Annotated in this window: 19 protein-coding genes and 1 riboswitch; of the genes, 13 read left to right on the forward strand and 6 right to left on the reverse strand. The window is 69.1% G+C overall.

Features of this window, described 5'->3' with window-relative positions:
- The first annotated feature begins 132 nt into the window (after positions 1-132).
- Positions 133-666, forward strand: coding sequence for an inorganic diphosphatase (gene ppa, locus FHW73_RS00160; protein ID WP_183424698.1), 534 nt, complete (start codon positions 133-135; stop codon positions 664-666).
- Between the two features lie 140 nt (positions 667-806).
- Positions 807-1,883, forward strand: coding sequence for an HDOD domain-containing protein (locus tag FHW73_RS00165; protein ID WP_255492591.1), 1,077 nt, complete (start codon positions 807-809; stop codon positions 1,881-1,883).
- A 96-nt stretch (positions 1,884-1,979) separates the two neighbouring features.
- Here the strand turns inward: FHW73_RS00165 and FHW73_RS00170 are convergent, their stop codons facing one another.
- The 5 genes from FHW73_RS00170 to thiC all read right to left on the reverse strand — a co-directional run bounded on the left by FHW73_RS00170 (position 1,980) and on the right by thiC (position 11,604).
- Entirely contained in the window at positions 1,980-4,769 is a 2,790-nt protein-coding gene (locus FHW73_RS00170; RefSeq protein ID WP_183424699.1) for a TonB-dependent receptor, read from the reverse strand.
- 167 nt (positions 4,770-4,936) lie between these two features.
- Positions 4,937-5,812, reverse strand: coding sequence for an AraC family transcriptional regulator (locus FHW73_RS00175; protein ID WP_183424700.1), 876 nt, complete (start codon positions 5,810-5,812; stop codon positions 4,937-4,939).
- Between the two features lie 110 nt (positions 5,813-5,922).
- Positions 5,923-8,250 carry a winged helix-turn-helix domain-containing protein gene (locus FHW73_RS00180; protein ID WP_183424701.1) on the reverse strand — a complete coding sequence of 776 codons (2,328 nt, stop codon included), beginning with the start codon at positions 8,248-8,250 and terminating at the stop codon, positions 5,923-5,925.
- A gap of 754 nt (positions 8,251-9,004) precedes the next feature.
- A complete protein-coding gene (locus FHW73_RS00190) occupies positions 9,005-9,601 on the reverse strand; it encodes a DUF4136 domain-containing protein (RefSeq protein WP_183424702.1) in 597 nt (198 codons plus the stop codon).
- 125 nt (positions 9,602-9,726) lie between these two features.
- Positions 9,727-11,604, reverse strand: a complete 1,878-nt coding sequence (thiC, locus tag FHW73_RS00195; protein WP_183424703.1) for a phosphomethylpyrimidine synthase ThiC — start codon at positions 11,602-11,604, stop codon at positions 9,727-9,729.
- 130 nt (positions 11,605-11,734) lie between these two features.
- Positions 11,735-11,830, reverse strand: a riboswitch (TPP riboswitch).
- 161 nt (positions 11,831-11,991) lie between these two features.
- Here thiC and FHW73_RS00200 point away from each other — a divergent pair.
- The 4 genes from FHW73_RS00200 (at position 11,992) to thrC (ending at position 17,201) form a co-directional block, all read left to right on the forward strand.
- On the forward strand, positions 11,992-12,144 hold the full coding sequence (locus FHW73_RS00200) for a hypothetical protein (RefSeq protein WP_183424704.1): 153 nt from the start codon (positions 11,992-11,994) through the stop codon (positions 12,142-12,144).
- A gap of 89 nt (positions 12,145-12,233) precedes the next feature.
- Positions 12,234-14,801: a bifunctional aspartate kinase/homoserine dehydrogenase I gene (thrA, locus tag FHW73_RS00205; RefSeq protein ID WP_183424705.1), complete on the forward strand. Its 2,568-nt coding sequence runs from the start codon at positions 12,234-12,236 to the stop codon at positions 14,799-14,801.
- A gap of 104 nt (positions 14,802-14,905) precedes the next feature.
- Positions 14,906-15,901, forward strand: a complete 996-nt coding sequence (locus FHW73_RS00210) for a homoserine kinase (protein WP_183424706.1) — start codon at positions 14,906-14,908, stop codon at positions 15,899-15,901.
- A gap of 10 nt (positions 15,902-15,911) precedes the next feature.
- Positions 15,912-17,201, forward strand: a complete 1,290-nt coding sequence (gene thrC / locus FHW73_RS00215; protein ID WP_183424707.1) for a threonine synthase — start codon at positions 15,912-15,914, stop codon at positions 17,199-17,201.
- A 144-nt stretch (positions 17,202-17,345) separates the two neighbouring features.
- Here the strand turns inward: thrC and FHW73_RS00220 are convergent, their stop codons facing one another.
- Complete coding sequence (locus FHW73_RS00220) at positions 17,346-17,708, reverse strand: BON domain-containing protein (protein ID WP_183424708.1); 363 nt, start codon at positions 17,706-17,708, stop codon at positions 17,346-17,348.
- 114 nt (positions 17,709-17,822) lie between these two features.
- Between FHW73_RS00220 and FHW73_RS00225 the strand changes: the two genes are divergently transcribed.
- The 7 genes from FHW73_RS00225 to FHW73_RS00255 all read left to right on the forward strand — a co-directional run bounded on the left by FHW73_RS00225 (position 17,823) and on the right by FHW73_RS00255 (position 26,119).
- Positions 17,823-18,911, forward strand: a complete 1,089-nt coding sequence (locus tag FHW73_RS00225) for a DNA topoisomerase IB (protein WP_183424709.1) — start codon at positions 17,823-17,825, stop codon at positions 18,909-18,911.
- A gap of 536 nt (positions 18,912-19,447) precedes the next feature.
- A complete protein-coding gene (gene ilvC, locus FHW73_RS00230; RefSeq protein ID WP_183424710.1) occupies positions 19,448-20,491 on the forward strand; it encodes a ketol-acid reductoisomerase in 1,044 nt (347 codons plus the stop codon).
- The gene (ilvG, locus tag FHW73_RS00235) at positions 20,491-22,266 is read left to right on the forward strand and encodes an acetolactate synthase 2 catalytic subunit (protein ID WP_183424711.1); all 1,776 of its coding nucleotides are present in this window, start codon (positions 20,491-20,493) and stop codon (positions 22,264-22,266) included. The genes ilvC and ilvG overlap by 1 nt, the downstream gene beginning before the upstream one ends.
- Positions 22,250-22,486, forward strand: coding sequence for an ACT domain-containing protein (locus FHW73_RS00240; protein ID WP_183424712.1), 237 nt, complete (start codon positions 22,250-22,252; stop codon positions 22,484-22,486). Before ilvG ends, FHW73_RS00240 begins: the two co-directional genes overlap by 17 nt.
- Positions 22,477-23,403, forward strand: coding sequence for an aminotransferase class IV (locus FHW73_RS00245; RefSeq protein WP_183424713.1), 927 nt, complete (start codon positions 22,477-22,479; stop codon positions 23,401-23,403). Before FHW73_RS00240 ends, FHW73_RS00245 begins: the two co-directional genes overlap by 10 nt.
- A complete protein-coding gene (locus FHW73_RS00250; protein ID WP_345776120.1) occupies positions 23,400-24,563 on the forward strand; it encodes a threonine dehydratase in 1,164 nt (387 codons plus the stop codon). Before FHW73_RS00245 ends, FHW73_RS00250 begins: the two co-directional genes overlap by 4 nt.
- Complete coding sequence (locus FHW73_RS00255; protein WP_183424715.1) at positions 24,560-26,119, forward strand: 2-isopropylmalate synthase; 1,560 nt, start codon at positions 24,560-24,562, stop codon at positions 26,117-26,119. The genes FHW73_RS00250 and FHW73_RS00255 overlap by 4 nt, the downstream gene beginning before the upstream one ends.
- Positions 26,120-26,138: the final 19 nt, after the last annotated feature.

Genomic DNA, 26,138 nt, shown 5'->3' on the forward strand with positions numbered 1-26,138 from the left:
GTACTAGGGCGTACCCGAGGACGAAGCTGCCTGCGACGGTTTCAGGCGAAACGGAACGCCAGTCCGCGCTGCGCCGCAACATGCCTTGCGCGTAGAATGACGGCCCACTTTCCGCACTGGAACCGCAGCAGCATGGGCCTGGACTCCGTCTCCACCGGCAAGAACCCGCCGCACGAAATCAACGTCATCATCGAGATCCCGAAGGACGCCGAGCCGGTCAAGTACGAGGTCGACAAGGAAAGCGGCGCGATCTTCGTCGACCGCATCCTGTCCACGCCGATGCGCTATCCGTGCAACTACGGCTACGTGCCCTCGACCGTCTGCGGCGATGGCGACCCGGCCGACGTGCTCGTCGTGCTGCCGCTGCCGCTGGTGCCCGGCTCGGTGATCCGTTGCCGCCCGGTCGGCGTGCTGAAGATGAGCGATGAGGCCGGCAGCGACGAGAAGATCCTCGCCGTACCGGTCGAGAAGATCTTCGCCGGCTATGCCCACGTCGACGACCTCGACAAGGTGTCCACGCACTGGCTCGAGCGCATCGGCCACTTCTTCGAGCACTACAAGGATCTCGAGAAGGGCAAATGGGTCAAGGTCGAAGGCTGGGGCAATGCCGCCGAGGCCAAGCAGATCCTGGTCGACGCGATCGAAGCCTACAAGCAGGCAGGTTGATCCACGTCCGGCGCCGTGATGGCGCCGGCACCCGCCCGGCGCGCGCGCAGGCGCGCGGGCGCATCGGCGCTGCGCCCGCGCGGCGTTCCGCAGGGGGAGAGGCACACGTGCGCATTCTGTTCGTGGGGGGCAGCGACGGCCTGCCCGCCGGTTTGCTCGAACTGGCCGGCGGCATGGACGCGCGCTGGGACATCACGCATGTCGATGACGGCGGCGCGGCCATGGCCCTGGCCGCCGAATCGCCACAGGATGTCGTCGTCGTGGCACCGACGCTGCCCGACATGTCCGCTGCCATGCTGCTCGGCCAGATCCGGACGCTGAGACCCGAGACCTCGCGCATCGCGCTGATCGACGTCCAGCCGGCGGCTCGCCTGCTCTCGCTCGCCCACCGCTTCCTGCCCCTTCCGGTCGACGACGCCCAGTTGCTCGAGGCCATCGGCAGCCTCCAGGAACTGCGCGACCTGCTCGACGACCCGGCCCTGCGCACATGCATCGGCCGCATCGAGCGGCTGCCGCCACCGCCGCAGACCTATCTGGCGCTGACCCATGCTCTGGAGGCCGAAGACGCCACCGGCGCGGCCGACATCGCCCGCCTGATCGGTCGTGATCCAGCGATTGCCGCCAAGGTGTTGCAGCTGTGCAACTCGGCCTACTACGCGGCCGGCCGCACGATCGCCGACCTGCGGACCGCAGTGACCCGCCTAGGACTGTCGACGATGCGCGACCTGGTGCTCGCCAGTGAGGTCTTCGCGCAGCCCGGGCGCATCGACGTGGACCGCCACGCACTGCAGCAGCGCGCCCTGCACGCCTCACAGCTCGCACGCCGACTGCTCCCCGAATCCAGCGCCGAGCTCGGCGCGACCGCCGCCCTGCTGGCCGACATCGGCCTGCTGCTGCCCGGTGTCCGCGATGCGCGCCCGGATGCAGCGGACACAGACAGTGACGTCCTGTCCGATGCGCCCGGCCACATCGAGGCCGGCGCCTACCTGCTGGGCCTGTGGGGTCTGCCGATGCCGATCATCGAGGCCGTTGCGTTCCAGCGCGACCCTGCGCGTGCCGGCACGCGCGGCTTCTGGATCGCCGGTGCGGTCCATGTCGCGACCTCACTCGCGGGCGACCTGCCGCTGCGCGAGGACTATCTGGCGCGCGTCGGTGTGCTCGAGCGGCTCGAGGATTGGCGCGCGTGCGCCACGCAGCTGAGATCACCAGGCGACTGAACGCAGATCGTCCTGCGCGGCGATGCGAACGACACCCCCTCGAACGCAAAAAAGAACGGCTCCCGAAGGAGCCGTTCTCTTGTTCAACAGCTTCGATCAGAAGCGCTGACGGTACTGGATGTAGGTGAAACGGCCAGGCACGTCGTACTGCGGATCGAACTGGTTGTACGGGGCCAGCAGCGCGAGCGGCGGATCCTTCGCGAACAGGTTGTTCGCACCCAGCGAGATCGTCGCATTCCACGGCGCATTCCAGCGCACCTGCAGATCGTGGTACGTGGTCGAGGCGAGGTGGTTACGCGGCGCCGAGCCCGACGCAATGCGGCGACCCGGATCCGAGCAGTACTCCTCGGCACCCTCGCCCACACTGTAGGCGCAGGCTTCTTCCAGACCGGACATGTAACGCGCGGTCCAGGTGACGCCGACATCGCCCATCGCCCAATCGAGCGATGCGTTGGAACGAATGCGCCAGTAGGGGTCCTGCTGCAGATACTGGCCCTGCAGACTCTCGGACTCGGAGTCCACCGTCGCGCGACGCTCCCAGTTGGACAGGTAGGTGCTGTCCCACGACAGCGCGAACTGGCCGTAGCTGGTCTCCGGGAAACGGTACTTGACCGACAGGTCGTAGCCTTCCACCTCGTAGGACGAGAGGTTGAGCAACGGCATATCGATGTTGGTCACCATGTTCGGGGCGCCCGGGTACGTCGGATCGCGCGTGATCAGACCGCAGTAGATCGACTGCTCGGTCGCGTTACCCGCGTAGCACTTCTCGAGGATGAAGTTCGCCTCGGGACGGGTGATCGCGTTGTCGATCTTGATCTTCCACCAGTCGAGCGAGACGTTCAGGCCCTGCGCCCAGCTCGGGCTGTAGACGAAGCCCAGGGTCTTGTTCTTCGCTTCCTCGGGCTGCAGGTCGGCATTCGCCTGCCAGGTGAACGGCTCATCCGTCTGACGCAGTGCGCCGTCGCCGGGCTGCTCGAAGTCCGCCGGGACGCCGGCGGCAGCGCAACGCTCGCGCACCGTCGGGTTGGAGTTCAGCGGGGAATGCGTCGAGCACGGGTCCGCGTAGGACTCGTAGGAATCCGAGTCGCCCGCGTACAGGTTGTTGATGCTCGGCGCGCGGAAGCCCTCGGCGTAGTTACCGCGGATCAGCAGGTCGGAGAACGGCTTCCAACGGAAGCCCACCTTGTTGTTGGTGGTATCGCCGAAGTTGCTGTAGTCCGAGTAACGGCTGGCGACGCTGAAGTCGAGCAGTTCGGCGCCCGGCAGGTCAGCAAGCACCGGAATCGACAGTTCGAGGTAGACCTCGTCCAGGTCGTAGCCGCCGCGCGTCGGCAGCGTGCCGTTACCGGTGCTCAGGCCAGCGGCGATGAACGCATCGGGGTCGAACTGACCATACTCCTTGCGACGCTCGTAGCCGGCGGCGAAACCGAGCGTACCGGCCGGCAGCTCCACGATCGAACCGCTGAGGTTGACCGTGATGCCCTTGGATTCGACCATCGTCGAATCGTGCGCGGTGAACGAGGTGTAGTCGAGCGCGCCCTGGCTGATCGAGCCCAACGGCCCGAGCGGGTTGATCGGCACGCAGCCGGCAATGATGTCGCCACCGGGCGCGCTCACGCAGACCGGCACACCGTCGCGCAATTCGGACGGACCGTAGGCCTTCTCGAGATTGGCGAGATTGAACAGACCGTAGGTCAGCTCATTGTTGTCGGTCTTGTCGTAACGGTAGCCGACATCCCAGTCGAACGTCCGCTCACCGACTTCGAAGAAGCCTTCCAGACCGCCGTAGAAATGGAAGGTCTTGACGTTTTGGTTGAACGAACGACCACCGGTTTCGCCAAAGCGACGGTTGACCGAGATCAGGTCGCGATCGTACGGGTTGTACAGGCTGTCGGCGTCGAGAACCATGCCGGTCACCGGCATAGCGGCCAGCAACTGCTCGGACACACGCTCGTTGTAGAGCATTTCCGTGCGCACCGACACATTATCGGTCAGCGAGTAAGTGCCCTGAGCGAAGATCGACTTGCGTTCCGACGGGGTCAACAGGAAGTTGTCCGGCGCGGAGTTGTAGCCGTGGGTGACGCCGTCGTAGGGGACGCGCTCACCATTGACGATGACATAACGATCCTTGCTGCTGATGGCAGGATCGACGAACGAGCCCGGATAGCCGGTGCCGCTCTGCCCACCGAAGTGCGGCGGACCGCCGGCCGAGATCGGGCGGTCGCCCGCCATGATCGAATCTTCCTTGACGTACGAGGCGCCGATCACCAGCGAGCCGCGATCGCTCGAGGTGCCGATGGTCGCGTCCCAGGCCTCGCGGGCACCGTCGCCCTGGCCGAACTGGCCGTAGTACGCGCTCGCCTCGACACCTTCGAAATCGGTGCGGGTGATGATGTTGACGACGCCGGCGATGGCGTCGGAACCGTAGATCGTCGAGGCGCCATCCTTCAGGACGTCGATGCGCTCGATGATCGCCGACGGAATCGTGTTCAGGTCGACGCTACCACCCAGACCCGAGGTCCAGCGGCGGCCGTTGACCAGCACCAGGGTGCGTGCTTCACCCAGGTTGCGCAGGCTGACACCGGCCGAACCGTCGCCGCCGTTGTTGAAGGTACGGTTGAGCGCGGCGCCGTTGGCGGACACGCGCTGCAGAACGTCGGCGACCGAGGTCCAGCCCTGCTTCTCGATTTCGGCACGCGTCATCGTAAGAACAGGCTGGGAGGTCTCGATATCCGCCTGCTTGATACGCGAACCGGTGACCTGGATACGGTCGAGTTCGGTGGTGCCCTGCGTCTGGTCCTGCGCGCTGGCAGCGACGGGCGCGAGCGCGAACACGATCGCGGCGGGCAGCAGGCCCTTGCGGATCGTGGGGGTGCAAAGGTTCATCAAATTCTCTCTCCAGAGTGGTTGCGTTACTGACGCGTTAAGACGCCCATCGCACGTTACGTCTGCACGCCGGGCTCACGCCTTGCGGCGCGGGCCCTCTCGCTTTGCCGAATCTGGCTTATTCGATGAATGCGCCGTCATCATGCGACGGCTGTCACAGCGGTATGTCAGAGGCTCGCGTACACCTCTTCGGTCGCCCTGCCGGTCCCGATGTTGCGCGTCCCGGCGGCCCGGTACCGGCTTGCGGACGTGCCGTGATGCGCCTTGAACGCGCGGGCGAAGCTGCAGCAGTTGTCGAAGCCCGTCGCGGCTGCGACCTCCCCGACCATCATCGATGTCGTGCGCAGCAGCAGGCCGGCCCGCTCGAGCCGCAGGCGTACCGACAGTGCCTGCGGGCTTTCGTCGTACAGCGCATGGAACGCTTTGGAGAAGTACCAGCTCGAGAAGCTGGTCAGATCCGCCAATTCGCTGATACGCACCACGCGGTCGCTATGCCCTTCCAGATAGAGCCGGGCGCGCTGCATGCGGCCGAAGACCTGGCGTTTGCGATTGCGCGAACGTCCCGGACAACGCCGCGCGCGCGCGGCCAGATCGCGTTGCACGATGGCCAGTTGCAACAACAGCGGCCGCACGCTCAGCCGATCGCCGCCGCCGCGCTGCGCTTCGCGCCACAGACGGAACAGCCCACGCACCTCGCGTGACGACACCCGCCCGCGTCCGGCGTACAGGCCGCCATCATCGAGCGCCTGCAATTCAGCCAGCGCGCGCGCGTCGAGTGCCAAGCCGATGCAGATCCCCTGCGGTCCGGTCTGGATCAGCGGCGCGGATTCCTTCTCGAACGCCATCCAGTCGCCGCAGCGCATGCGAAAGCGGCCCTCGCGCGACTCGATCCACCCCTCTCCGCGGACCTGTACCCAGATGCTGAATGCGGGCGCAGTCACCTGCACCACCCCCAGCCGCGACGCACCGACGCACTGGGCCGGCACTGAAAGTTGGTCGAACTGCAGCAGATGGCCGCGCTGCGACCACAGGACAGAAGACATGCAGGTGCACCAGACATGGAAAGGGCCGCCTTTTTGCCACCTGCCCTCCCGACTTGCCCGATAGCGCGACTAATCTTTGCCGAATTCGCCCCGTTTTTTTTCCGAAAGCATTACGACGCTTTTCTTCTCAACGAAATCAACAGCTTGGCAAGCAGGCTCCGCTCCTCGTTCGCTGCAACGGGCATCGTCATGACCCCGATATCGGTGCCGTCGTCGACTGCGATCGACACCAGCCAGTCGTGACCGTGGCTGCTGAATCCATTGACCGTGCTGCGATTGGACGCATCGAGGCAACGCTGATCCTGGCGTTCCAATCCGTCATTGCCGATCGCAAACCGGGTCATTCGGCTACGGCACCCGCTGTCGCTGTCGAGATAGGACACGTGCCCGTCGGAGGTCAGCGCCCAACTGCGGTAGCGCCAACGCGAAGGAATGTCTGCACTGAGCCGCTGCGGCTGCGTCAGATTGGCCGTCGCGCTCCAGATCCCGTTGCCGTCGAGACGGGTGTAGAGCACCCGACTTCGCTGCGGATCGAATTGGACGTGCGAGACACCATCCAACCGCCCGCGCACTCGCCAGTCACGGTCGTAGGCCACCAGGGCCGTCCGCCCTTCACGCTCCTCCTCGATCACGAGCAACGCCCCGCCCTCACCGTAGGCCGCCTGCAGGGGATGGGCCGCCGGCACCGGAAGCGCTGTTACGGCGCCCGATGCCGGCTCGATCTCGACGATTCGAGGGCGCCCATGCGCATCCAGCGCCGAGACCAGCACACGGCGGCTGTCGGCGGACCACACCGGCGGCTGCCGCGTGTCGGGACGCACGCCAGAGATCGGTCGCAGCGAATCGGGGCGCTCCAGATCGGCCCACCACAACTCGGAACTGCCCGAGCGGTCGGAAGTGAAGAGCACCTGCCGGCCATCCGGCGCCAAGACCGGCTGCGTGTCACGTCCCGACGATGCGAACAGGCGTTCGCGATGGCCGGAGACGGCATCGATCCGGTTGAGACCGAACTGCGGCTGCCGATGTACGAACGCGATCATGTCCGCATTGCGCGCGATCGCCGGCATCTGCGCGTCCTCGATGCCCAGATCCGAGGTCGTGCCGGTGTCCAGGTCCAACCGATGCAGGCGCGTCTCGCTGTCGATCCTGCGGCCGTACACCAGCGACCGGCCATCGCGCGCCCAACTCAGACCGCGTAACTCCGCGCCCAGTTGGGTCAACTGCTCGGCCTCCCCGCCATCGACGGGGATCCGCCACAGATCGCCAAGTTGTGGGTTGCGCACGAAGGCGATCCAACGCCCGTCGGGCGAGACCTTCGGCAGGTAATCGATATCGCCGGGCGCGGCCGGATAGCGAATCGCGCGCCAGCGCCCCGTCGCCAGATCGAGCACGCGCACGCCCGCACCGTCCGGGCTGCCGGTCATGGTGCCGAACAGCAGCCCGCTACCGTCGGGCAGCCAATCGAAGCTCAGCAACTCGCTGCCATCGCAACGCGTGATTTCGCGCGCCTGGCCCGCAACCGGAACGGCGGCCAGCATGATGCGGCAGCCACCTGTGTCATCCCACCGCGCGAACGCGATACGTTCGCCGTCGGGTGACCAGACCGGCAGATCGTCGCGCTCGCCGGCCGCCGGCACCGAGAGCGCCTGCGGCGCACTGCCGGTCGTCGCCTGGATGAGGATCGACGGGCCGGGCAATGGGGTCCCGTCGTGCAACGTGCGGGCCGAGTATGCGACCTGGCTGGCGTCGGGCGACAGGCTGGGGGACAGTTCGAACCCGGCGGCCGAGGTCACGAGCCGATAGGGCTTTCCCTGGGCCGCCGCGGCAGCGTCGTCGGGCACAGGCCCCGAACCTGCGATCTGCGGCGCCAGCAGCATCAGGCTGACCAGGACGATCGCGACCAGCGCGAGCACCGCGCCCGCCCACCAGGCCGCATGCCCGGACGTCGACGCCGAACCGGGCACTGCCGCAACCTCTGCCATCGATGGAAACGGGGCCGAAGAAGACGCAGGTGCCGGATGTACCGCCGGCGATGCATCGCTCGATATCGGCGATGTCGAAGCCGCGTGCTCCAGCGTCGACACCGGCACCGTGAGCCGATAACCGCTCTTGGCGATGGTCTCGATGTAGCGCCGCCCCTCGGCCGCGCCGACATCACCGTGACCGAAGGCCTTGCGCAACTGGGTGATCGCCTGTGTCAGCACGTCGTCGGTCGGCATTGTGTCCGGCCAGGCTTCAGCCAGCAGATCGTTGCGCGAGAACACCGCGCCAGGACTGCGAGCAAGCACACGCAGCACCGCCACCGCTTTCGGTGTCACACGGACGCTGCGCCGCGCGCCCGGCATCTCGATCTCGCGGGTGGCGAAATCCACCACACCCGCGCCAACGCGAAGACGTTGCGGTGAAGCGACCTCCTCCACGTGGCGTGACACGGTCATGCTGCGATCCAAACTGCGGGGCGCCAAGCCTAGTCAACGACAGCTGAACACAGCACGATCCGGCGCCAGATCCGGCAAAGCGGATGGGCGCAACACGACAGTGCCACCAGTGGCGTCCTCGGATGCAATCCGTGCCGTCACCTACGCTCCCCGGTTCCTTTCTAGGGGCCGCATCAAGGCGATCCAGCGCAAACCCACTATGGTCCGCGCCGAGATGGCGGGTGGCAACCTCGCCCTGGCGATGCTGTTGCGCGAACGCGATGAGGGCCTGCCGATGCCCGGCGGCCTGGTGCTGCTGTCACCGGAAATCGACCTGAGCGAGTCCGGCGACAGCGTCCACACCAACCGCGATGTCGATGTGATGCTTCTCGTCCCGTTGATGCCGATCGCCCCCCTCTATGCAGGAGGCGCGGACCTCGGTCACCCCTATCTGTCCCCCCTTGTTCGGCCAGTTCGACGACCTGCCACCCACTTTCCTGCAAACGGGAACCCGCGACCTGTTCCTCTCCAACGCGGCGCGCCTGCATCGTGGGTTGGTCCAAGCCCAGGGTCCCGGTCGAGTGCCATCTCGGGGAGGGCATGCCCCACGGCGGTTTCGTGGGCGGGACGCCGGAGGATGACGACCTGGCGCAGGCGATCCGCGTCCTCATCGAGGCCCGCTGGCAACAGCCCCCTGACCCCGGACGGCCGCGACTGGAACACAAACGAAAAAGCGGGCCATCGGCCCGCTTCGTTCGTGTCCCGCGTCGGTCGATTACAGCGCTTGGCTGCGCACGCCGGCCTGGTGCGGATAATTGGCGAAGATCTCGGCGATCGTCGAATAGATCCGCTGCTCGCGCTGTTCGGGCTTGAGGTTGGCGACGCGTCCGACCGCGATGCCTTCCCACACCAGGCGTTTCTGCCGGGCGTCCACCAAATCCACGTTCATCGTGCCCTCGGTGTAGCGGTAGACGCTGGTGCGCTCGTTCCAGTACGGCACCGCGAAGTAACCACGGTGACGGTAGCTGTAGTAGTAGGCGTAGTCGACCGTCGGATAGCTGCTGACGTCCGTCCGACGCTCCATGTAGGCGTTGATATTCACCCACAGATCCGGGTCGGTCTCGGTGTAGCGATAGCCGCGGCGTTCCATCTCCGCGCGCACGGCCGCCTTGGTCACTTCGCTGGTCTGGGTCTCGTAGCCCTCCTTCTCGATCGCCAGCGGCGTGTAGAACGACCAGGTGCGGTAGGCCGAGAAATCCGCCCGCGGGTCGGCCTCGGTGGTGATGCGCGGTCCGGTCGCGCAACCGGCGAGCAAGGCAAGGCCGCACAGGGCCACCAGCCAGGCGGCCACGCGGGACGTCGAGGTCTTCATCTTGGGGTCTCCCTGTTGACGGGTGGATCGTGACGCGCTGCCACGATACCGATCCTGAACATACACCGCGCGCCGTCGAGCGGATGCGACGGCCGGGGGCCGTGCCTTGCGGCCGTCGGCCGCCATCACTGCGGACGGTAGACCTCGGCTCCCTGGGCGAGGAACTGCGCCGATTTCTCGGCCAGACCGGTCGCCAGCGCCTGGTCGTCCGTCACCCCGTGCTCGGCGGCGTAGTCGCGGACGTCCTGGGTGATCTTCATCGAACAGAAATGCGGCCCACACATCGAGCAGAAGTGCGCCGCTTTGTGGGCATCCTTGGGCAGGGTCTCGTCGTGGAAGGCCTCCGCCTTCTCCGGATCCAGGCCCAGGTGGAACTGGTCCTGCCAGCGGAATTCGAACCGGGCCTTGCTCAGCGCGTTGTCGCGCACCTGTGCACCCGGATGCCCCTTGGCCAGATCGGCGGCGTGGGCGGCGATCTTGTAGGCCATGATCCCGTCGCGCACATCCTCGCGATTGGGCAGGCCCAGATGTTCCTTGGGCGTCACGTAGCACAGCATCGCCGTGCCATACCAGCCGATCATCGCCGCGCCGATGGCGCTGGTGATGTGGTCGTAGCCCGGCGCGATGTCGGTGGTCAGCGGCCCCAGGGTGTAGAACGGTGCCTCGCCGCATTCGCGCAGCTGCTTGTCCATGTTCTCCTTGATCAGCTGCATCGGCACGTGGCCGGGGCCCTCGATCATGGTCTGGACGTCATGCTTCCAGGCGATCTTGGTCAGCTCGCCCAGTGTCTCCAGCTCGCCGAACTGCGCCGCGTCGTTGGCATCGGCGATACAACCCGGGCGCAGGCCGTCGCCGAGCGAGAACGCCACGTCGTAGGCCTTCATGATGTCGCAGATGTCCTCGAAGTGTTCGTAGAGGAAACTCTCGCGGTGGTGCGCCAGACACCACTTGGCCATGATCGAGCCGCCTCTGGACACGATGCCGGTGACGCGCTTGGCGGTCAGCGGCACGTAGCGCAGCAGCACGCCGGCGTGGATGGTGAAGTAGTCCACGCCCTGCTCGGCCTGTTCGATCAGGGTGTCGCGGAAGATCTCCCAGGTCAGTTCCTCGGCGCGGCCGTCCACCTTCTCCAGCGCCTGGTAGATCGGCACCGTGCCGATCGGCACCGGCGAGTTGCGCACGATCCATTCGCGGGTCTCGTGGATGTGCTTGCCGGTCGACAGGTCCATGACCGTGTCGCCGCCCCAGCGGATCGCCCAGACCAGCTTCTCCACTTCCTCGGCGATGCCCGACGACACCGCACTGTTGCCGATGTTGGCGTTGATCTTGGTCAGGAAGTTGCGGCCGATGATCATCGGCTCGCTCTCGGGATGGTTGATGTTGCAGGGCAGGATCGCGCGGCCACGCGCGATCTCGTCGCGCACGAACTCCGGCGTGATCGAGGGCTGGATGCTCGCGCCGAAGGCCTGCCCGGGATGCTGGCTGCGCAGCATCGCATCGCGCACCAGCTCCAGGCGCTGGTTCTCGCGGATCGCGGCGTACTCCATCTCCGGCGTGATGATGCCGCGGCGCGCGTAGTGCATCTGGGTCACGTTGGCGCCGGACCTGGCCACGCGCGGCTGCGCACGCGACGGGAAACGCACGCCATCGAGCCGTGGATCATGCTCGCGCGCCCGCCCGAAGCTCGATGACAGCCCGGGCAGGACCTCGGTGTCGCCACGCTCGGCGATCCAGGCCGCGCGCAGCGGTGCCAGGCCCGCCGCCAGGTCGATCTTCACGTCGGGATCGGTGTAGGGGCCCGATGGGTCGTAGACGGTGACCGGCGGGTTGTCCTCGCCGCCGAACAGCGTGGGCGTGCGCGTCAGTGCGATCTCGCGCATCGCCACACGCAGGTCCGGGCGCGAGCCCTGGACGTGGATCTTGCGCGAGCCGGGAATGGGCCGGGTCACCGAGTCGGAGAGTTGCTGGGCCTGCTGCAACAGGCTGGCGGGCTGGGCGTTCATGGCGTTCGTCCTGTTGGATGCCGCACCTCGAGGTGCGGGCGTCGCTTAGCGAGGGATTCGCAAGGCGGGACGAAGCGGCGGCGCGCCCGGACCGCGTGCCGCCGGCGCGCCTGCGCGCGCTGTCGGTCCGGGGGCCGGCTGCGAAGCTTCCCTACGCCGGTATCAACCGGATCAGGTTCGAAGGGACTGTCTCAACCGACTGGTGTCGGTACCCCCGCTTCAGGGCCGATTAGACCATGCGGCGCGCGGACGCCCAAGTCCTGGCCGAAGCGCCCCGGCTCCCGGCACGGGCGGGCGCAGGCCGGCCTGGCGCCGCGCCATCCCGCAGGGCTGACCTGCACAAAAAACCGGTTGACAACGCGCGCGATCGCGTGGTGTGCTGCGGGCATGATGCATCGCACCAACACCGCCCACCTGCCGACGACCGCCATCCGCGCGGCCGCAGGCCCGTGCGCGGCAGCAGCGACCATCACGACGATCGTCGGCATTACCGGCACCGGTACCACCGGGACCGGGATGTGGACGCGCGCCGCCAGTTGACCTGACCGCCCGCTCCGCATCCCCTCCCGGGATGCGGACGCCACGTCCCGCCCGACCGTGATGCGGAGCCCCTTTTCCAGGAGCTCTCCATGTCGTCCGCCGTCGCGCCCCTCCCCCAGTCCGTCGCCCCCGTTGCCGACGCGCCGCCGGCGCTCACCTGTCATGTCCACAAGTTTGGCGGTACCAGCCTGGCCGACGCAGCGTGCATTGCCGCGCTGGCCGCTCTGGTACCGGCCGATGCGCGGGTGCGGCCGGTCGTCGTGTCGGCGATGTCCGGCACCACCAATGCCCTGGTCGCGCTGGCCGATGCCGCACTCGCGCTCCAGGACTGGAAACCGGCCTGGGACACCCTGCGCCAGCGCCACCTGACGACCGCCGATGCGTTCGAACACGAGGCCGACGGCCCGCTGCACACCGCGCTCGAAGACGAGTTCGCCGCCCTCGCCCATGACCTGCAGGGCCTGCATGCGGAGGTCGCGGATCGCGACGCGCGGCTGGCGCGCATCCACGGCTGCGGCGAACAGCTGTCGTCGCGACTGGCGCAAGCCGCGCTCGGCCCGGACTGGCAACGCTTGGACGCCCGCGAGGTGCTGGTGGTCGGGCACGGCGAAATGGGCGCGGTGGTCGACTGGGAGGCGAGTCGCGCCCGTCTGGCCAGCTGGCGTCTGGCCCACGCCGCACGCGACATCGTGATCACCGGCTTCGTCGCTCGCGACGGCGAGGGTCACGACACCACGCTCGGGCGCAACGGCAGCGACTACTCGGCGGCGATCTTCGCCAACCTGTTCGACGCCCAGGCCCTGACCATCTGGACCGATGTCGACGGCGTGCTCTCGGCCGATCCGCGCCTGGTGCCCGACGCCGTCTGCCTGCAGGCGATGTCCTATGCCGAGGCCTGCGAACTCGCGTACTTCGGCGCGAGCGTTCTGCACCCCCAGACCCTGGCGCCGGTGCAGGCCCGGGGTATTCCGGTGCGCATCCGCAACAGCCGCAACCCGTCGGCGGCGGGCACGACGATCGCGCCGGCCGCAGCGGCCGCCGCCTCGCCGGTCAAGGGCCTGAGCCTGGTCCGCGACGTGGCGGTGCTCGAACTGGTCGGCAACGGTCTGGTAGGCGTGCCCGGCACCGCCGAGCGCATGTTCGCCGCCCTGCACGCAGCCGGCGTGTCGGTGACGATGATCTCGCAAGGTTCGTCGGAGCATTCGATCTGCTGCGTCGTGCAGGCCAGCCAAGTCGAGCGCGGCCGCGCGGCGATCGTCGCCGCATTCGCCGACGCGATTGCGCAAGGCCAGGCCCAGGGCGTGACCGTGACCGACGAGCTGTGTGTGCTCGCGGCGGTCGGCGACGGCATGGTCGGCACCCAGGGCGTCGCTGCGCGACTGTTCGCCGGCCTCGCCCAGGCCCACGTCAACATCCGCGCCATTGCGCAGGGCGCGGGCGAGCGCAACATCTCGGTGGCGATCGCCCAGGCCGACGCCACCCGCGCGTTGCGCGCCGCACATGCGGCCTTCTGGCTGTCGCCGCAGACGGTCTCGGTCGGTGTGATCGGGCCGGGCAACGTCGGCCGGGCATTGCTGGCGCAGCTGGCCGATGTGGTGCCGGCACTGCGCGAACGCGCGGGCGTGGATCTGCGGCTGCGCGCGATCGCCAGCAGCCGACGGATGCACCTCGACGACGCGCCGCTCGACCCTGCCCACGCCGCCGCGATGCTCGACGCCAACGCGCAGGCCTGCGACCTCGATGCGTTCGCCGCGCACGTGCGCGCCAGCCATCTGCCGCATGCGTTGATCGTCGACTGCAGCGCCAGCGACGCCGTCGCGGCGAAGTATCCCGAGTGGCTGGCCGCGGGCATCCACGTGGTCACCCCGAACAAGCACGCCGGCAGCGGCGCGTGGGCGCGTTATGCCGCGATCCGCGAGGCTCAGCGCGCAGGCGGTGGCCGCTTCCTGTACGAGGCCACCGTCGGTGCCGGCCTGCCGGTGATCCAGACGCTGCGCGGCCTGCTCGACACCGGCGACACGCTGCATGGCATCGACGGCATGCTGTCGGGCACACTGGCCTGGCTGTTCAACCGCTACGACGGCCGCCAGCCGTTCTCCGACCTGGTGCGCGAGGCGCGCGCCCTGGGCTACACCGAGCCCGATCCGCGCGACGACCTGTCGGGGCTGGATGTCGCGCGCAAGCTGGTGATCCTGGCGCGCGAGGCCGGCCGGACGCTGTCGCTCGAGGATGTCGCGGTCGAGAGCCTGGTGCCCGAGGCACTGCGCGAGGTGCCGCTGGACACGTTCCTCGATCGCCTGCACGAGCTCGATGCGCCGATGCAGGCCCGGCTCGATGCCGCGCGCGCCGATGGCCATGCGCTGCGTCACCTGGCGCGCCTGCAAGGCGACGGCCAGGCCAGTGTCGGTGTGGTCGCGCTGCCGGCCGAGCACCCGTGCTGCCACACCCGGCTGACCGACAACCTCGTGCAGTTCCGCACCGCCCGCTATGCCGACAACCCGCTGGTCGTCCAGGGCCCGGGGGCGGGCCCCGAGGTCACCGCGGCCGGCGTGTTCGCCGATGTCCTGACGATCGCCCATGCGCTCGGCAAGCAGGCCGGCCTGCCATTCCTGCGGCATGATGGCCGCAGTGCGCACGCCCTCGACTCGGCGACCTGAGGATGACAGCGCAGGCCCGGACGCCGCCCGGCCGCCCACCGGTCGATCCGCGATCGTTCTCCCGACCCAACGCCGCCGGCCGCGCGGCAGCAGGAGGCTCCACCATGCTCGAACATCCCTGGGTCGCCGCGTTCGCGCCGGCGAGCGTCGGCAACATCGGCGTCGGCTTCGATCTGCTCGGCCACGCGATCGATGGGCCGCGCGATATCGCCCGGGTACGCCGCATCACCGCACCGACCGTCGTCATCGAGACGATCGATGGCGACGTCGCGGGCATCGAGGCGATCCCGCTCGATCCGGCGCGCAACACCGCCGGCCTGGCGCTGCAGTCGCTGCGCGAGGCGCTGTCGCTGCCGTACGGCTTCGCGCTGCGGCTGGAAAAAGGCATTCCGTTGGGATCTGGGCTGGGCGGCTCGGCCGCGTCGTGCGTGGCGGCATTGGTGGCCGCGAACGCGCTGCTCGACACCCCCTTGCCGCGCGAAGCGCTGTATCCGTTCGCGCTCGACGGCGAAGCGATCTCCAGCGGCAGCCGGCACGGTGACAACGTCGCGCCGATGCTGCTGGGCGGAGTGACGCTGGCGACCGCCGACCGGGCGATCGCGCTCGACGTGCCGGCCACGCTGCACGCGGTCGTCGTGCATCCCGACCAGGTGCTGGAAACGCGGCGTTCGCGTGCAGTGCTCGCCGAGCCCTATCCCCTGCACGACATCGTCGCGCACGGTGCGCACCTGGCGCTGTTTCTGACCGGCCTGCAGCGCGGCGATCTCGATCTGGTCCGCGCCGGGCTGCACGACGTGCTGGTCGAGCCGCGCCGCGCCGGCTTGATTCCCGGCTTCGCGCAGGTCAAATCGGCCGCACTCGCGCACGCAGCGCTCGGCGCCAGCATCTCCGGCGGTGGACCGAGCGTGTTCGCCTGGTTCGCATCACACACCGACGCCGAGGCCGCCGCGCCGGCCATGCGCCAGGCGTTCGTCGACGCCGGCTTCGACGCACGCGCCTATGTCGGTCCGGTGGCCGGTCCCCGTGCCGCGCTGCTCGGGCCGCCTCCCGCCACACGGACGTCCGGCGCGCGCGCCACGCATCTGCCCTTCACCCAGTAACGAGAGCACCATGGATTTTCTGAGCACCCGCGGCGGCGTTGCGCCGACGCCGATCGACGAGGCCCTCGTGGCGGGCCTTGCGCCCGACGGTGGCCTGTATGTGCCCGCTTCGATTCCGGTCCTCGACCTGGACGTGCCGCGCACCACGCTCGCCGAGACCGCGGCCGCGACGCTGGCGCCCTGGTTCGCGGCTTCCCGACTCGAGACACAGCTGCCCGCACTGTGCGCCGACGCGTTTGCCTTCGAGGCGCCATTGCGACCGCTGCACGGCGCCGGTGACCAAGTGCTCGAGCTGTTTCATGGCCCGACGGCCGCGTTCAAGGATTACGCCGCAAGGTTCCTGGCCGGCGCGCTGGGCGCGTTGCGCGCGCCCGCCGCGCCCGACACCACGATCGTCGTCGCCACTTCGGGCGATACCGGCGCCGCGGTGGCCGCGGCCTTCCATCGACGACCCGGCTTCCGTGTCGCCATCCTCTATCCCGAGGGCCGCGTGTCCCCGCGTCAGGCGCACGGCCTGGAGTGCTGGGGCGACAACGTGCGCGCGTTCCGCGTCGACGGCAGCTTCGACGACTGCCAACGCCTGGCCAAGCAGGCGCTGTCGGATGTCGCGCTGCGGACGCGCGTGCCGCTGGGCTCGGCGAACAGCATCAGCCTCGGGCGTCTGCTGCCACAGTCGGCGTACTACGTGCACGCCGCGGCCGCGCACCACGCCCGTCACGGCACACGGCTGAACCTCGTCGTGCCCACCGGCAACCTCGGCAATGCCTGCGCCGCGGTGCTGGCACGCGCGATGGGCGCGCCGCTGGGCGAGCTTCGCTTGGCCTGCAACGCCAATGACACACTGCCGCGCTTCTTTGCTGGCGCCGACTATGCCGTGCAGCCCACACGGGCCACGCTCGCCAATGCGATGGACGTCGGTGCACCCAGCAACTTCGAGCGGCTGCGCCACTGGCATGACGACGACGCGGCGCTGCGCGCCGGCTTCGTCGCCGACAGCGTGGACGATGCGACGATTCGCCGGATCATCGCCGCGGCGCCGGCGCGACACGGCATCGTGCCCTGCCCGCATACCGCGACGGCGCTGGCCGTGCTCGAGCAGCTGCGCGAGGCAGGCGATACGCGCGACTGGGCCGTGGTGGCGACCGCGCATCCGGCGAAATTCGAGACCATCGTCGAACCGCTGGTCGGCCACACCGTGGCGCTGCCGCCCGCGCTCGCCGATTGTCTGGCCCGCCCTGCGCACGGCACGCCGCTGCCGGCGGACGAGGCTGCACTCGCGGCGACGCTCGAGGGCTGGTAGCACACATCACCGCGTCCTGCGCGCCCAGGCGTCCGCACGGCGGGCCGGATCGCTGCGCGCGATCCAGCTGCGCACATCGCGCAGACGCCGTAACGAAAAAGCCCCCGCCGATGGGCGGGGGCCTTGGATCAAGCGGTGCGTCGATCAGCGACGCGAAGTGCCGGTGGCGACCTTCAGTTGCTTGGCGTCCACACTCTTCACACCCTCGATACCGCGTGCGATCGCAGTCGCGCGATCGATCTGCGCCTGCGTCTCGACGTCGCCCGACAGGCTGACGATGCCGTTGCTGGTCTCGACGCTGATATCCAGGCCCGAGACATCGCTCGATGCCAGCAGATCGGCCTTGACCTTGGTCGTGATCCAGGTGTCGGACATCGGCTGGTGGGAGTCGGTCTGTGCGGCCGTGGTGTGATCCTTGCGATCGTGGTCCTGCGCGAGCGCCGAACCGGTGAATGCAACGGCGCCTGCAAGCGCGCCGGCCATCAGGGTCTTGTGCAGAGTCTTCATTGGGCGTCCTCCGAATCTTATGGTGTGCGGCGAGTCTGCGCAGGCCTCCGTGCCGGGGGGGTGAAGGCGACGACGTTCACGGCGCGCAACGCGCCACGTTGTTATCAGCCGCTCATGAATCGTCACCGCCCCCCTGTCGCACCTGTGACGCAAGCGAGTCTCGAGGCGGCCCGGGCCGCCGGCCTGCGCTGGGTCTGCGATCGCGACCCCGGCCTGTGCCGCCGCCGCGCCGGCAAAGGGTTCAGCTACCGCGATCCCGACGGCGCCGCGGTGCGGGATCGCGATGTCCTGGCCCGGATCCGGCAGTTGGCCATCCCGCCCGCCTACACCGACGTGTGGATCTGCCGCTACGCCAACGGCCATCTGCAAGCCACCGGGCGCGATGCGCGCGGTCGCAAGCAGTATCGCTACCACCCCGACTGGTCGACCACGCGCGGCCTGGGCAAGTTCGATCGGATCGTCGCATTCGGCGACGCGCTGCCGCGCCTGCGCCGCGCGCTGCAACGCGACCTGGCGCGCCCCGGCATGCCACGCGAGAAGGTGCTGGCGATCGTCGTGTCGCTGTTGTCGCAGACCCTGATCCGGGTCGGCAACGACACCTATGCCCGCAGCAATGGCTCGTTCGGCCTGACCACGCTGCGCAACCGGCACTTCGAGCGGGCCAAGGCCGGCGGCGCGCGGCTGCGTTTCCGCGGCAAGAGCGGTCAGGCGCACGACATCGCGATCGACGACGCCCGGCTGTGCCGGCTGGTGCGCCGCTGCCAGCAATTGCCGGGGCAGGCGCTGTTCCAGTACATGGACGACGAGGGCGAATGCCGCGGCGTGGACTCGGGCATGGTCAACGATTACCTGCGCGACGCCATGGGCGAGTCGTTCACCGCCAAGGATTTCCGGACCTGGGGCGGCACCGCGCTGGCATTCCGCCGGTTCGCCGCGCTGCCACTGCCCACCGGACGCAATGGCGGTCCACCCAGCGAGCGGGCGCTGGCGCTGCAGGAAAAGCAGGTGATCGCCGATGTGGCCGCGACACTCGGCAATACGGTGTCTGTCTGCCGCAAGGCCTATATCGATCCGGTGCTCTACACCGCGTGGCGCGACGGCAGCCTGCAACGCGCTGCCGCCAAGGCACGTGGCCCGCGGCAATGGGAACAGGCAACGCTCGGCCTGCTGCGACGGGCCCATCGCGCGTCGCGCAAACGCTGACCTGGCTGCCCGCGAAACTGGTTGTCGACGTAACTGTTGACAGCCCGCCCACGGGCGTGCTCTTCTCGACCCATGACGCAGCGCAGCACCCGCATGCAGCTCCCCGCCCGCACCGCCACCGGTGACGGCCGGGCCGTCATGTTCGCCGCGGCCACCGCGCTCCTTATCGCCGTACTTCTTATTACCGTCCAGACAGGCGCGGGAACGGGGTTCGTGTAGAGAAAGCGAAACCCAAGGTCGAAAGAACCGAACCCCGCGCCGACAAGCGCGGGGTTTTTTGTTGCCCATTGCCAGCACCAGAGCGAACCGATGTCCGAACCGATGCCCGCCTTCCACCCCGCCCGCAGCGCCGCCCCCGGCGCTCGCGGCGCGGCGCGGGCGTGCCGGACACCTGCACGCACTGACGCTGCGATGGCGACGACGCATGCGACGGCCGGTTGGAACAGGGCGATGCCCTCGACCTCCGGCCGTCGTCGTATCCGGGCGTCGATCCCGACGCCCGCCTCTTCATTTTCTTCCAGCGGACACGATCGCCCATGAGCAATGCACACCCCTCCATCGCCATCGTCGGCTACGGCAGCCAAGGCCGCGCGCACGCGCTGAACCTGCGCGACTCGGGCTTCGAGGTCGTCGTCGGCCTGCGCCCCGGCGGGCCGACCGAGCACAAGGCCAAGGCCGACGGTTTCATCGTCAAGGCGCCCGCCGACGCGGTGCGCGAGGCCGACCTGGTCGCCGTGCTGACGCCGGACATGGTGCAGAAGCAGCTCTATGCCGAGGTGTTGGCGCCGCATATGAAGCAGGGCGCGACGCTGCTGTTCGCGCACGGACTGAACGTGCATTACGGCATGATCGCCCCGCGCGAGGACCTGGACGTGATCCTGGTCGCGCCCAAGGGCCCCGGCGCCCTGGTGCGCCGCGAGTACGAGATCGGCCGCGGCGTGCCGTGCATCTACGCCGTGCACCAGGATCGCAGCGGCCGTGCCCGCGACACCGCGCTGGCGTATGCCGCAGGCCTGGGCGGCGCGCGCGCCAACGTGATCGAGACCACGTTCAAGGAAGAGACCGAGACCGACCTGTTCGGCGAGCAGGCGGTGCTGTGCGGCGGTGCGTCGTCGCTGGTGCAGGCCGGCTTCGAGACGCTGGTCGAGGCCGGTTACCAGCCCGAGATCGCGTACTACGAGGTGTTGCACGAGCTCAAGCTGATCGTCGACCTGTTCTACGAGGGCGGCATCACCCGCATGCTCGAGTTCATCTCCGAGACCGCGCAGTACGGCGATTACGTCAGCGGGCCGCGCGTGATCGACGCCGGCGTCAAGGCGCGCATGAAGGAGGTGCTGGCCGACATCCAGGACGGCACGTTCGCCAAGAGCTGGGTCGCCGAGTACGAGGCCGGACTGCCGAACTACAAGCGCTTCAAGCAGGCCGACTTCGATCACCCGATCGAACAGGTCGGCCGCCAGCTGCGCGCAAAGATGACCTGGCTGGGCGAACAGGCCGACGCCGCGCCCGGCGCCTCTGTGGAAAGTCCGCACATGGATGTGCGGGCTTCTGCGAGGGACTCGCGCACGGAAGTCGCGTGATGAACGGCGCCCGCTGGCTGGTGCAGGCGCTGGAGGCCGAGGGGGTCGAGACGATCTTCGGCTATCCGGGCGGCGCGATCATGCCATTCTACGATGCGCTGCACGGCGCGTCGCTGAAGCACGTGCTGGTCCGCCACGAACAGGGCGCGGCGTTCGCCGCGAACGGCTTCGCGCGGGCCAGCGGGCGCGTCGGCGTCTGTGTAGCGACCTCCGGCCCGGGCGCCTCGAACCTGGTCACTGGCATTGCCGATGCGATGCTCGACTCGGTGCCGATGGTGATCATCACCGGCCAGGTCGCCACGCCGCTGATGGGGACCGACGCGTTCCAGGAACTGGACGTGTTCGGCATGACGCTGCCGATCGTCAAGCACAGCTTCCTGGTGCGCAGTGTCGACGAACTGCCGCGGGCGGTCGCCGAAGCGTTCCGGCTCGCCCGCTCCGGGCGTCCCGGCCCGGTGCTGATCGACATGCCCAAGGACGTGCAGATCGGCGACGCCGCCCACCTGGGGGCATACGTGCCCTCGCGCGCCGACACGATGCCGGCCTGCGCCGACCACGCGCTGCACGAGGCGGCGGCATTGCTGGCGCAGGCGCAGCGTCCGGTCGTCTACGGCGGCGGCGGCATCGTGCTGGGTGACGCGCTGGAGGCGTTCCGCGAGTTCGCCGACCTGACCGCGATCCCGACCGTGCTGACGCTGCGCGGCCTGGGGGCACTGCCGCCCTCGCATCCGGCGAATCTGGGCATGCTCGGCATGCACGGCACGCGCGCGGCGAACCTCGCGGTGCAGGAGGCCGACCTGCTGCTGGTCGTGGGCGCCCGCTTCGACGACCGCGCCACCGGCAAGCTGGCCGAGTTCGCCCCACACGCGCGGATCGTGCACCTGGACGGCGACGGCTGCGAGATCGGCAAGCTGCGCGAAGCCGATGTCGCGGTGTGCGGCGACGTCGCCGCCAGCCTGTCGCGGCTGGCCGCGCCTTGCGCCGCGCACACGCACGGACGCTTCGCAGCGGCGCGCGCGCATTGGCGTGCGCTGTGCGCGGAACGACGCGAACGCTTCGCCGCCCGCTACGACGCCCCCGGCGACAAGGTCTACGCCCCCGCCCTGCTCAAGCGCCTGAGCGAACTGGCGCCCGATGCCGTGGTGGCCTGCGACGTCGGCCAGCACCAGATGTGGGTGGCCCAGCACTGGCGCTTCGACCATCCGCGCAAGCACCTGACCAGCGGCGCGCTGGGCGCGATGGGCTTCGGCCTGCCGGCCGCGATCGGCGCCCAGCTCGAGGACCCGAAGCGGCGCGTGGTCTGCGTCAGCGGTGACGGCTCGTTCCTGATGAACGTGCAGGAGCTGGCCACGCTCAAGCGCTACCAGGTGCCGGTCAAGATCGTGCTGCTCGACAACCAGGCGCTGGGCATGGTGCGGCAATGGCAGGAGCTGTTCTTCGACCGTCGCTATTCGGAGATCGACCTGTCCGACAACCCCGACTTCGCCCAGGTCGCCCGCGCGTTCGGCATCCAGGCGCTGTCGGTCGATCGCAGCGACGATGTCGAAGCGGCGTTGCAGGCGCTGCTCGATGCGCCGGGCCCGACGCTGCTGCATGTCGCCATCGACACCGCCGCCAACGTCTGGCCGCTGGTGCCGCCCAACCACAACAACGCGCAGATGCTCGACCACGCCGATGCCGACATCGAGGCCGATGCCGCAACACCCGGCGCTCCCGCCCTGACCGACCCCACCGCCCCCGCTCCCGAGGAATGCCGTCATGCGTTACCAGTTTGAGATGACCCTGCGCCGCGCCGAAGGTGCGCTGGTGCGCGTGCTGGGCACCACCGAGCGCCGCGGGTTCCGACCGCTGACCTTCGAGGGCGCCGCCGGCGAGGACGACGACCGCTGGTCGCTGCGCATGACGGTCGAAGGCGACCGCGCCGCGAGCGCGCTGCAAGGCCAGTTGGCCAAGCTCTACGACTGTCTGTCGGTGGAGGTGCAGCCGTGTCGTTGAACGTCGCCGCCGATGCCGCGGTCGCGGACGCACCGATCGCCGACGCTACCCGCGCGCCCAGCGACCGGGTCTGGTACGACGGCGCGCTGCACGACGTCGATGCGCTGCAGGCCGGCCTGACCACGCACGCGATGCACTACGGCAGTGGCGTGTTCGAGGGCATCCGCGCCTACGCCACCGACGACGGCGCCGCCGTGTTCCGGCTGCCCGAGCACCTGGCGCGCATGCGCGAAGGGGCGACGCTGCTGGGCATGGCATTCGACCCGGCGCTCGCGACCGAGGCCGTGCTGGCGACGCTGCGCGCCAACCGCCATCGCGATGCCTACATCCGACCGCTGGCCTGGTTCGGCGAAGGCGGCTTCGGGCTCGATGTCGAGGGCCACACCGAACATCTGATGGTCGCCACCACCGCGACGCGTGTGCACTTGGCCGGCACCCGCGCACGGCTGGGCATCAGCAGCTGGCGGCGCAATCCTGCCGATTCGCTGCCACCGCTCAAACTGTGCGGCGCCTACGTCAACTCGATCCTGGCCAAACGGCAGAGCAAGTCGCGCGGCTTCGACGAGGCGCTGTTCACCGACGCCGACGGCTTCGTCGTCGAATGCACCGGCGCCAACGTGTTTCTGGTCAAGGATGGCCGGCTGACCGCAGTCGCGCATCGCGACGCATTGCCCGGGATCACCCGCGACACCCTGATCGCGCTGACCGGCGCACCGTCGCGCGCGGTCACCGTGGCCGAACTGCTGGATGCCGACGAGGTGTTCGCCTGCGGCACCGCTGCCGAGGTCGCGCCGGTGCAGGCGATCGAGGACCGGGTCTACGGCGACAATCCGGTCACCCGCGAGCTGGCCGATCTGTATGCCCGCGTGGTGCGCGGCCAGGCCGAGACCGGCTGCGGCTGGCTGACGGCGGTTTGAGCATGCCAGACCCCGATGTACGTCGTGCCCCCCGCGCCACCGCCAGCGATGTGCTGGCGGCACAGGCGCGGCTGCGCCGCCATCTCGACGCCACGCCGATCCACTACGCCGAGCGCTTCGGCTGCTGGTTGAAGCTGGAGAACCTGCAGCGCACCGGCTCGTACAAGGTGCGCGGCGCGCTCAACGCGCTGCTGGCCGCACGCGAGCGCGGCGACGAGCGCACGGTCATCGCCGCCTCGGCCGGCAATCACGCCCAGGGCATGGCCTGGGCCGCGTACAGGCTCGGCGTTCCGGCGATCACGGTGATGCCGCGCAACGCGCCGCAGACCAAGATCGCCGGCGTCGCGCACTGGGGCGCCACGGTGCGCCTGCACGGCGACACCTACGACGAGGCCAAGGCGTTCGCCGGTGAACTGGCGGTGCAGAACGGCTTCCGGCTGCTGTCGGCCTTCGACGACATCGACGTGATCGCCGGCCAGGGCACGGTGGGCCTGGAGATCGCCGCGGCCCTGGTCCCGGACGTGGTCATCGTGCCGATCGGCGGCGGTGGGCTCGCGGCCGGCGTGGCGCTCGCGCTTAAGAGCCAAGGGGTACGCATCGTCGGCGCCCAGGTCGAGGGCGTGGATGCGATGGCGCGCGTGCTGCGCGGTGAAGACGGACCATTCTCGCCGGTCGCCACGCTGGCCGACGGCGTGCGCGTGGCCGACCCCGGCCAGCTGACCCGGGCGTTGCTGGCCGACCTGCTCGACGATGTGGTCATCGTCCGCGAGGCGGAACTGCGCGAAACCCTGGTCCGTCTGGCGCTGGAGGAACATGTGATCGCCGAGGGCGCCGGCGCGCTGGCGCTGGCCGCCGGCCGCCGCGTTGCCGGACGCCGCAAGGTCGCGGTGGTCTCGGGCGGCAACCTCGATGCCGGGGTGCTGGCACGCTTGCTGTCGGAGGTCCGCCCGCGGCCGCCGCGCAAGCCCAGGCGTCGCCAGCGCATCGTCGACGCGACCGCGCGGACTACGGCGCCGCCGGCACCGGCCGCCACACCCAGGCGGCGCAACGACCTGGGCACCGCAGCGCCGGCCGGAGGCGGCGAACCGCGACTTCGACGCGCGATCAAAGCCCCGACCGACCGCACGCCCGACCGTATTGCCGAGGAACTTCCCGCATGACCGCTTCCGACACCATTCGAATTTTCGACACCACGCTGCGCGACGGCGAGCAATCGCCGGGCTGCAGCATGTCGCCGCAACAGAAGGTCGTGATGGCCCGCGCGCTCGCCGAGCTGGGCGTGGACATCATCGAGACCGGCTTTCCCGCCAGTTCCGAATCCGACCGCGAGGCCGCGCGGCTGATCGCGCGCGAGGTCCGCACGCCGACGCTGGCGGTGCTCTCGCGCTGCCTGCCCGCCGACATCGAGGCCTCGGCGCGCGCACTCGAGGGCACCGCGCATCCGCGCATCCACGTCTTCATCTCCACCAGCCCGCTGCACCGCGAGCACAAGCTGCGCATGAGCCGGCAACAGGTGCTCGACATGGCCGCGACCAGCGTCGCGCATGCGCGCCGGCTGGTCGACGATGTCGAGTTCTCGACCGAGGACGGCACCCGCACCGAGGAGGATTTCCTGGCCGAGGTCATCGCCGCGGCGATCGCCAGCGGCGCCGGCACGATCAACGTCCCCGACACGCTGGGTTATGCGACGCCCGAGGAAAGCCGAGCCTTGTTCCAGCGCCTGATCGCCACCGTACCCGGCGCCCGCGACGTGATCTTCAGCGCGCACTGCCACAACGACCTGGGCCTGGCGGTCGCCAATTCGCTGGCCGCGATCGAGGGCGGCGCGCGCCAGGTCGAGTGCACGATCAACGGCATCGGCGAGCGCGCCGGCAATGCCGCGCTGGAAGAGCTGGTGATGGCGCTGAAGGTTCGCAACGCCTTCTACGACATCGACACCGGCATCGACACCCGGCGGCTGGTACCGACCTCGCAGCTGCTGCGCCGCCTGACCGGCATGAGCGTCCAGCGCAACAAGGCGATCGTCGGCGAGAACGCATTCGCACACGAGTCTGGCATCCACCAGCACGGCATGCTGCGCCACCGCGGCACCTACGAGATCATGAATCCGTCGGATGTCGGCTGGCCCGATTCCAAACTGGTGCTGGGCCGCCACAGCGGCCGCGCCGCGGTCGGCCACCGGCTGCGCGCCCTGGGCTACACGGTCGAGGATGCGCAGCTCGACCAGGTATTCGCCGAGTTCAAGGCATTGTGCGAGCGCCAACGCGTGGTCGAGGACGACGACCTGGAAGCGCTGATGCATGGCGATGTGCACGGCCAGGGCTGGCGCCTGGCGTCGATGACGATCAGCGATCGCGGCCAGCGTGCGAGCGCGATGATCGAGCTATCCGATCCCAACGGCAACAAGGTCAGCGAAAGCGCGCTGGGCGATGGGCCGGTGGACGCGCTGTTTGCGGCGCTGGCGACGGCGACCGGCGTGGACCTGTCGCTGGAGAGCTACCAGGTGCACAGTGTCGGCACCGGCCGCGACGCCCGCGGCGAGGCGAGCGTCAGCGTGCGTTACGGCGACGCCATCTTCGATGGCAGCGGCACCAGCCGCGACATCATCGAGGCCAGCGCGCTGGCCTGGCTGGACGTCGCCAACCGCATCCTGCGCGGTCGCAGCGCAACCGCTACCGCGGGCGTTGCCGCCAAGCCCCATGCCGCCCATGCCTGACCGCCATTCTCCAGAGCCC

The organism is Luteimonas sp. RC10 (genome assembly GCF_014192745.1).
Lineage (GTDB): Bacteria > Pseudomonadota > Gammaproteobacteria > Xanthomonadales > Xanthomonadaceae > Luteimonas.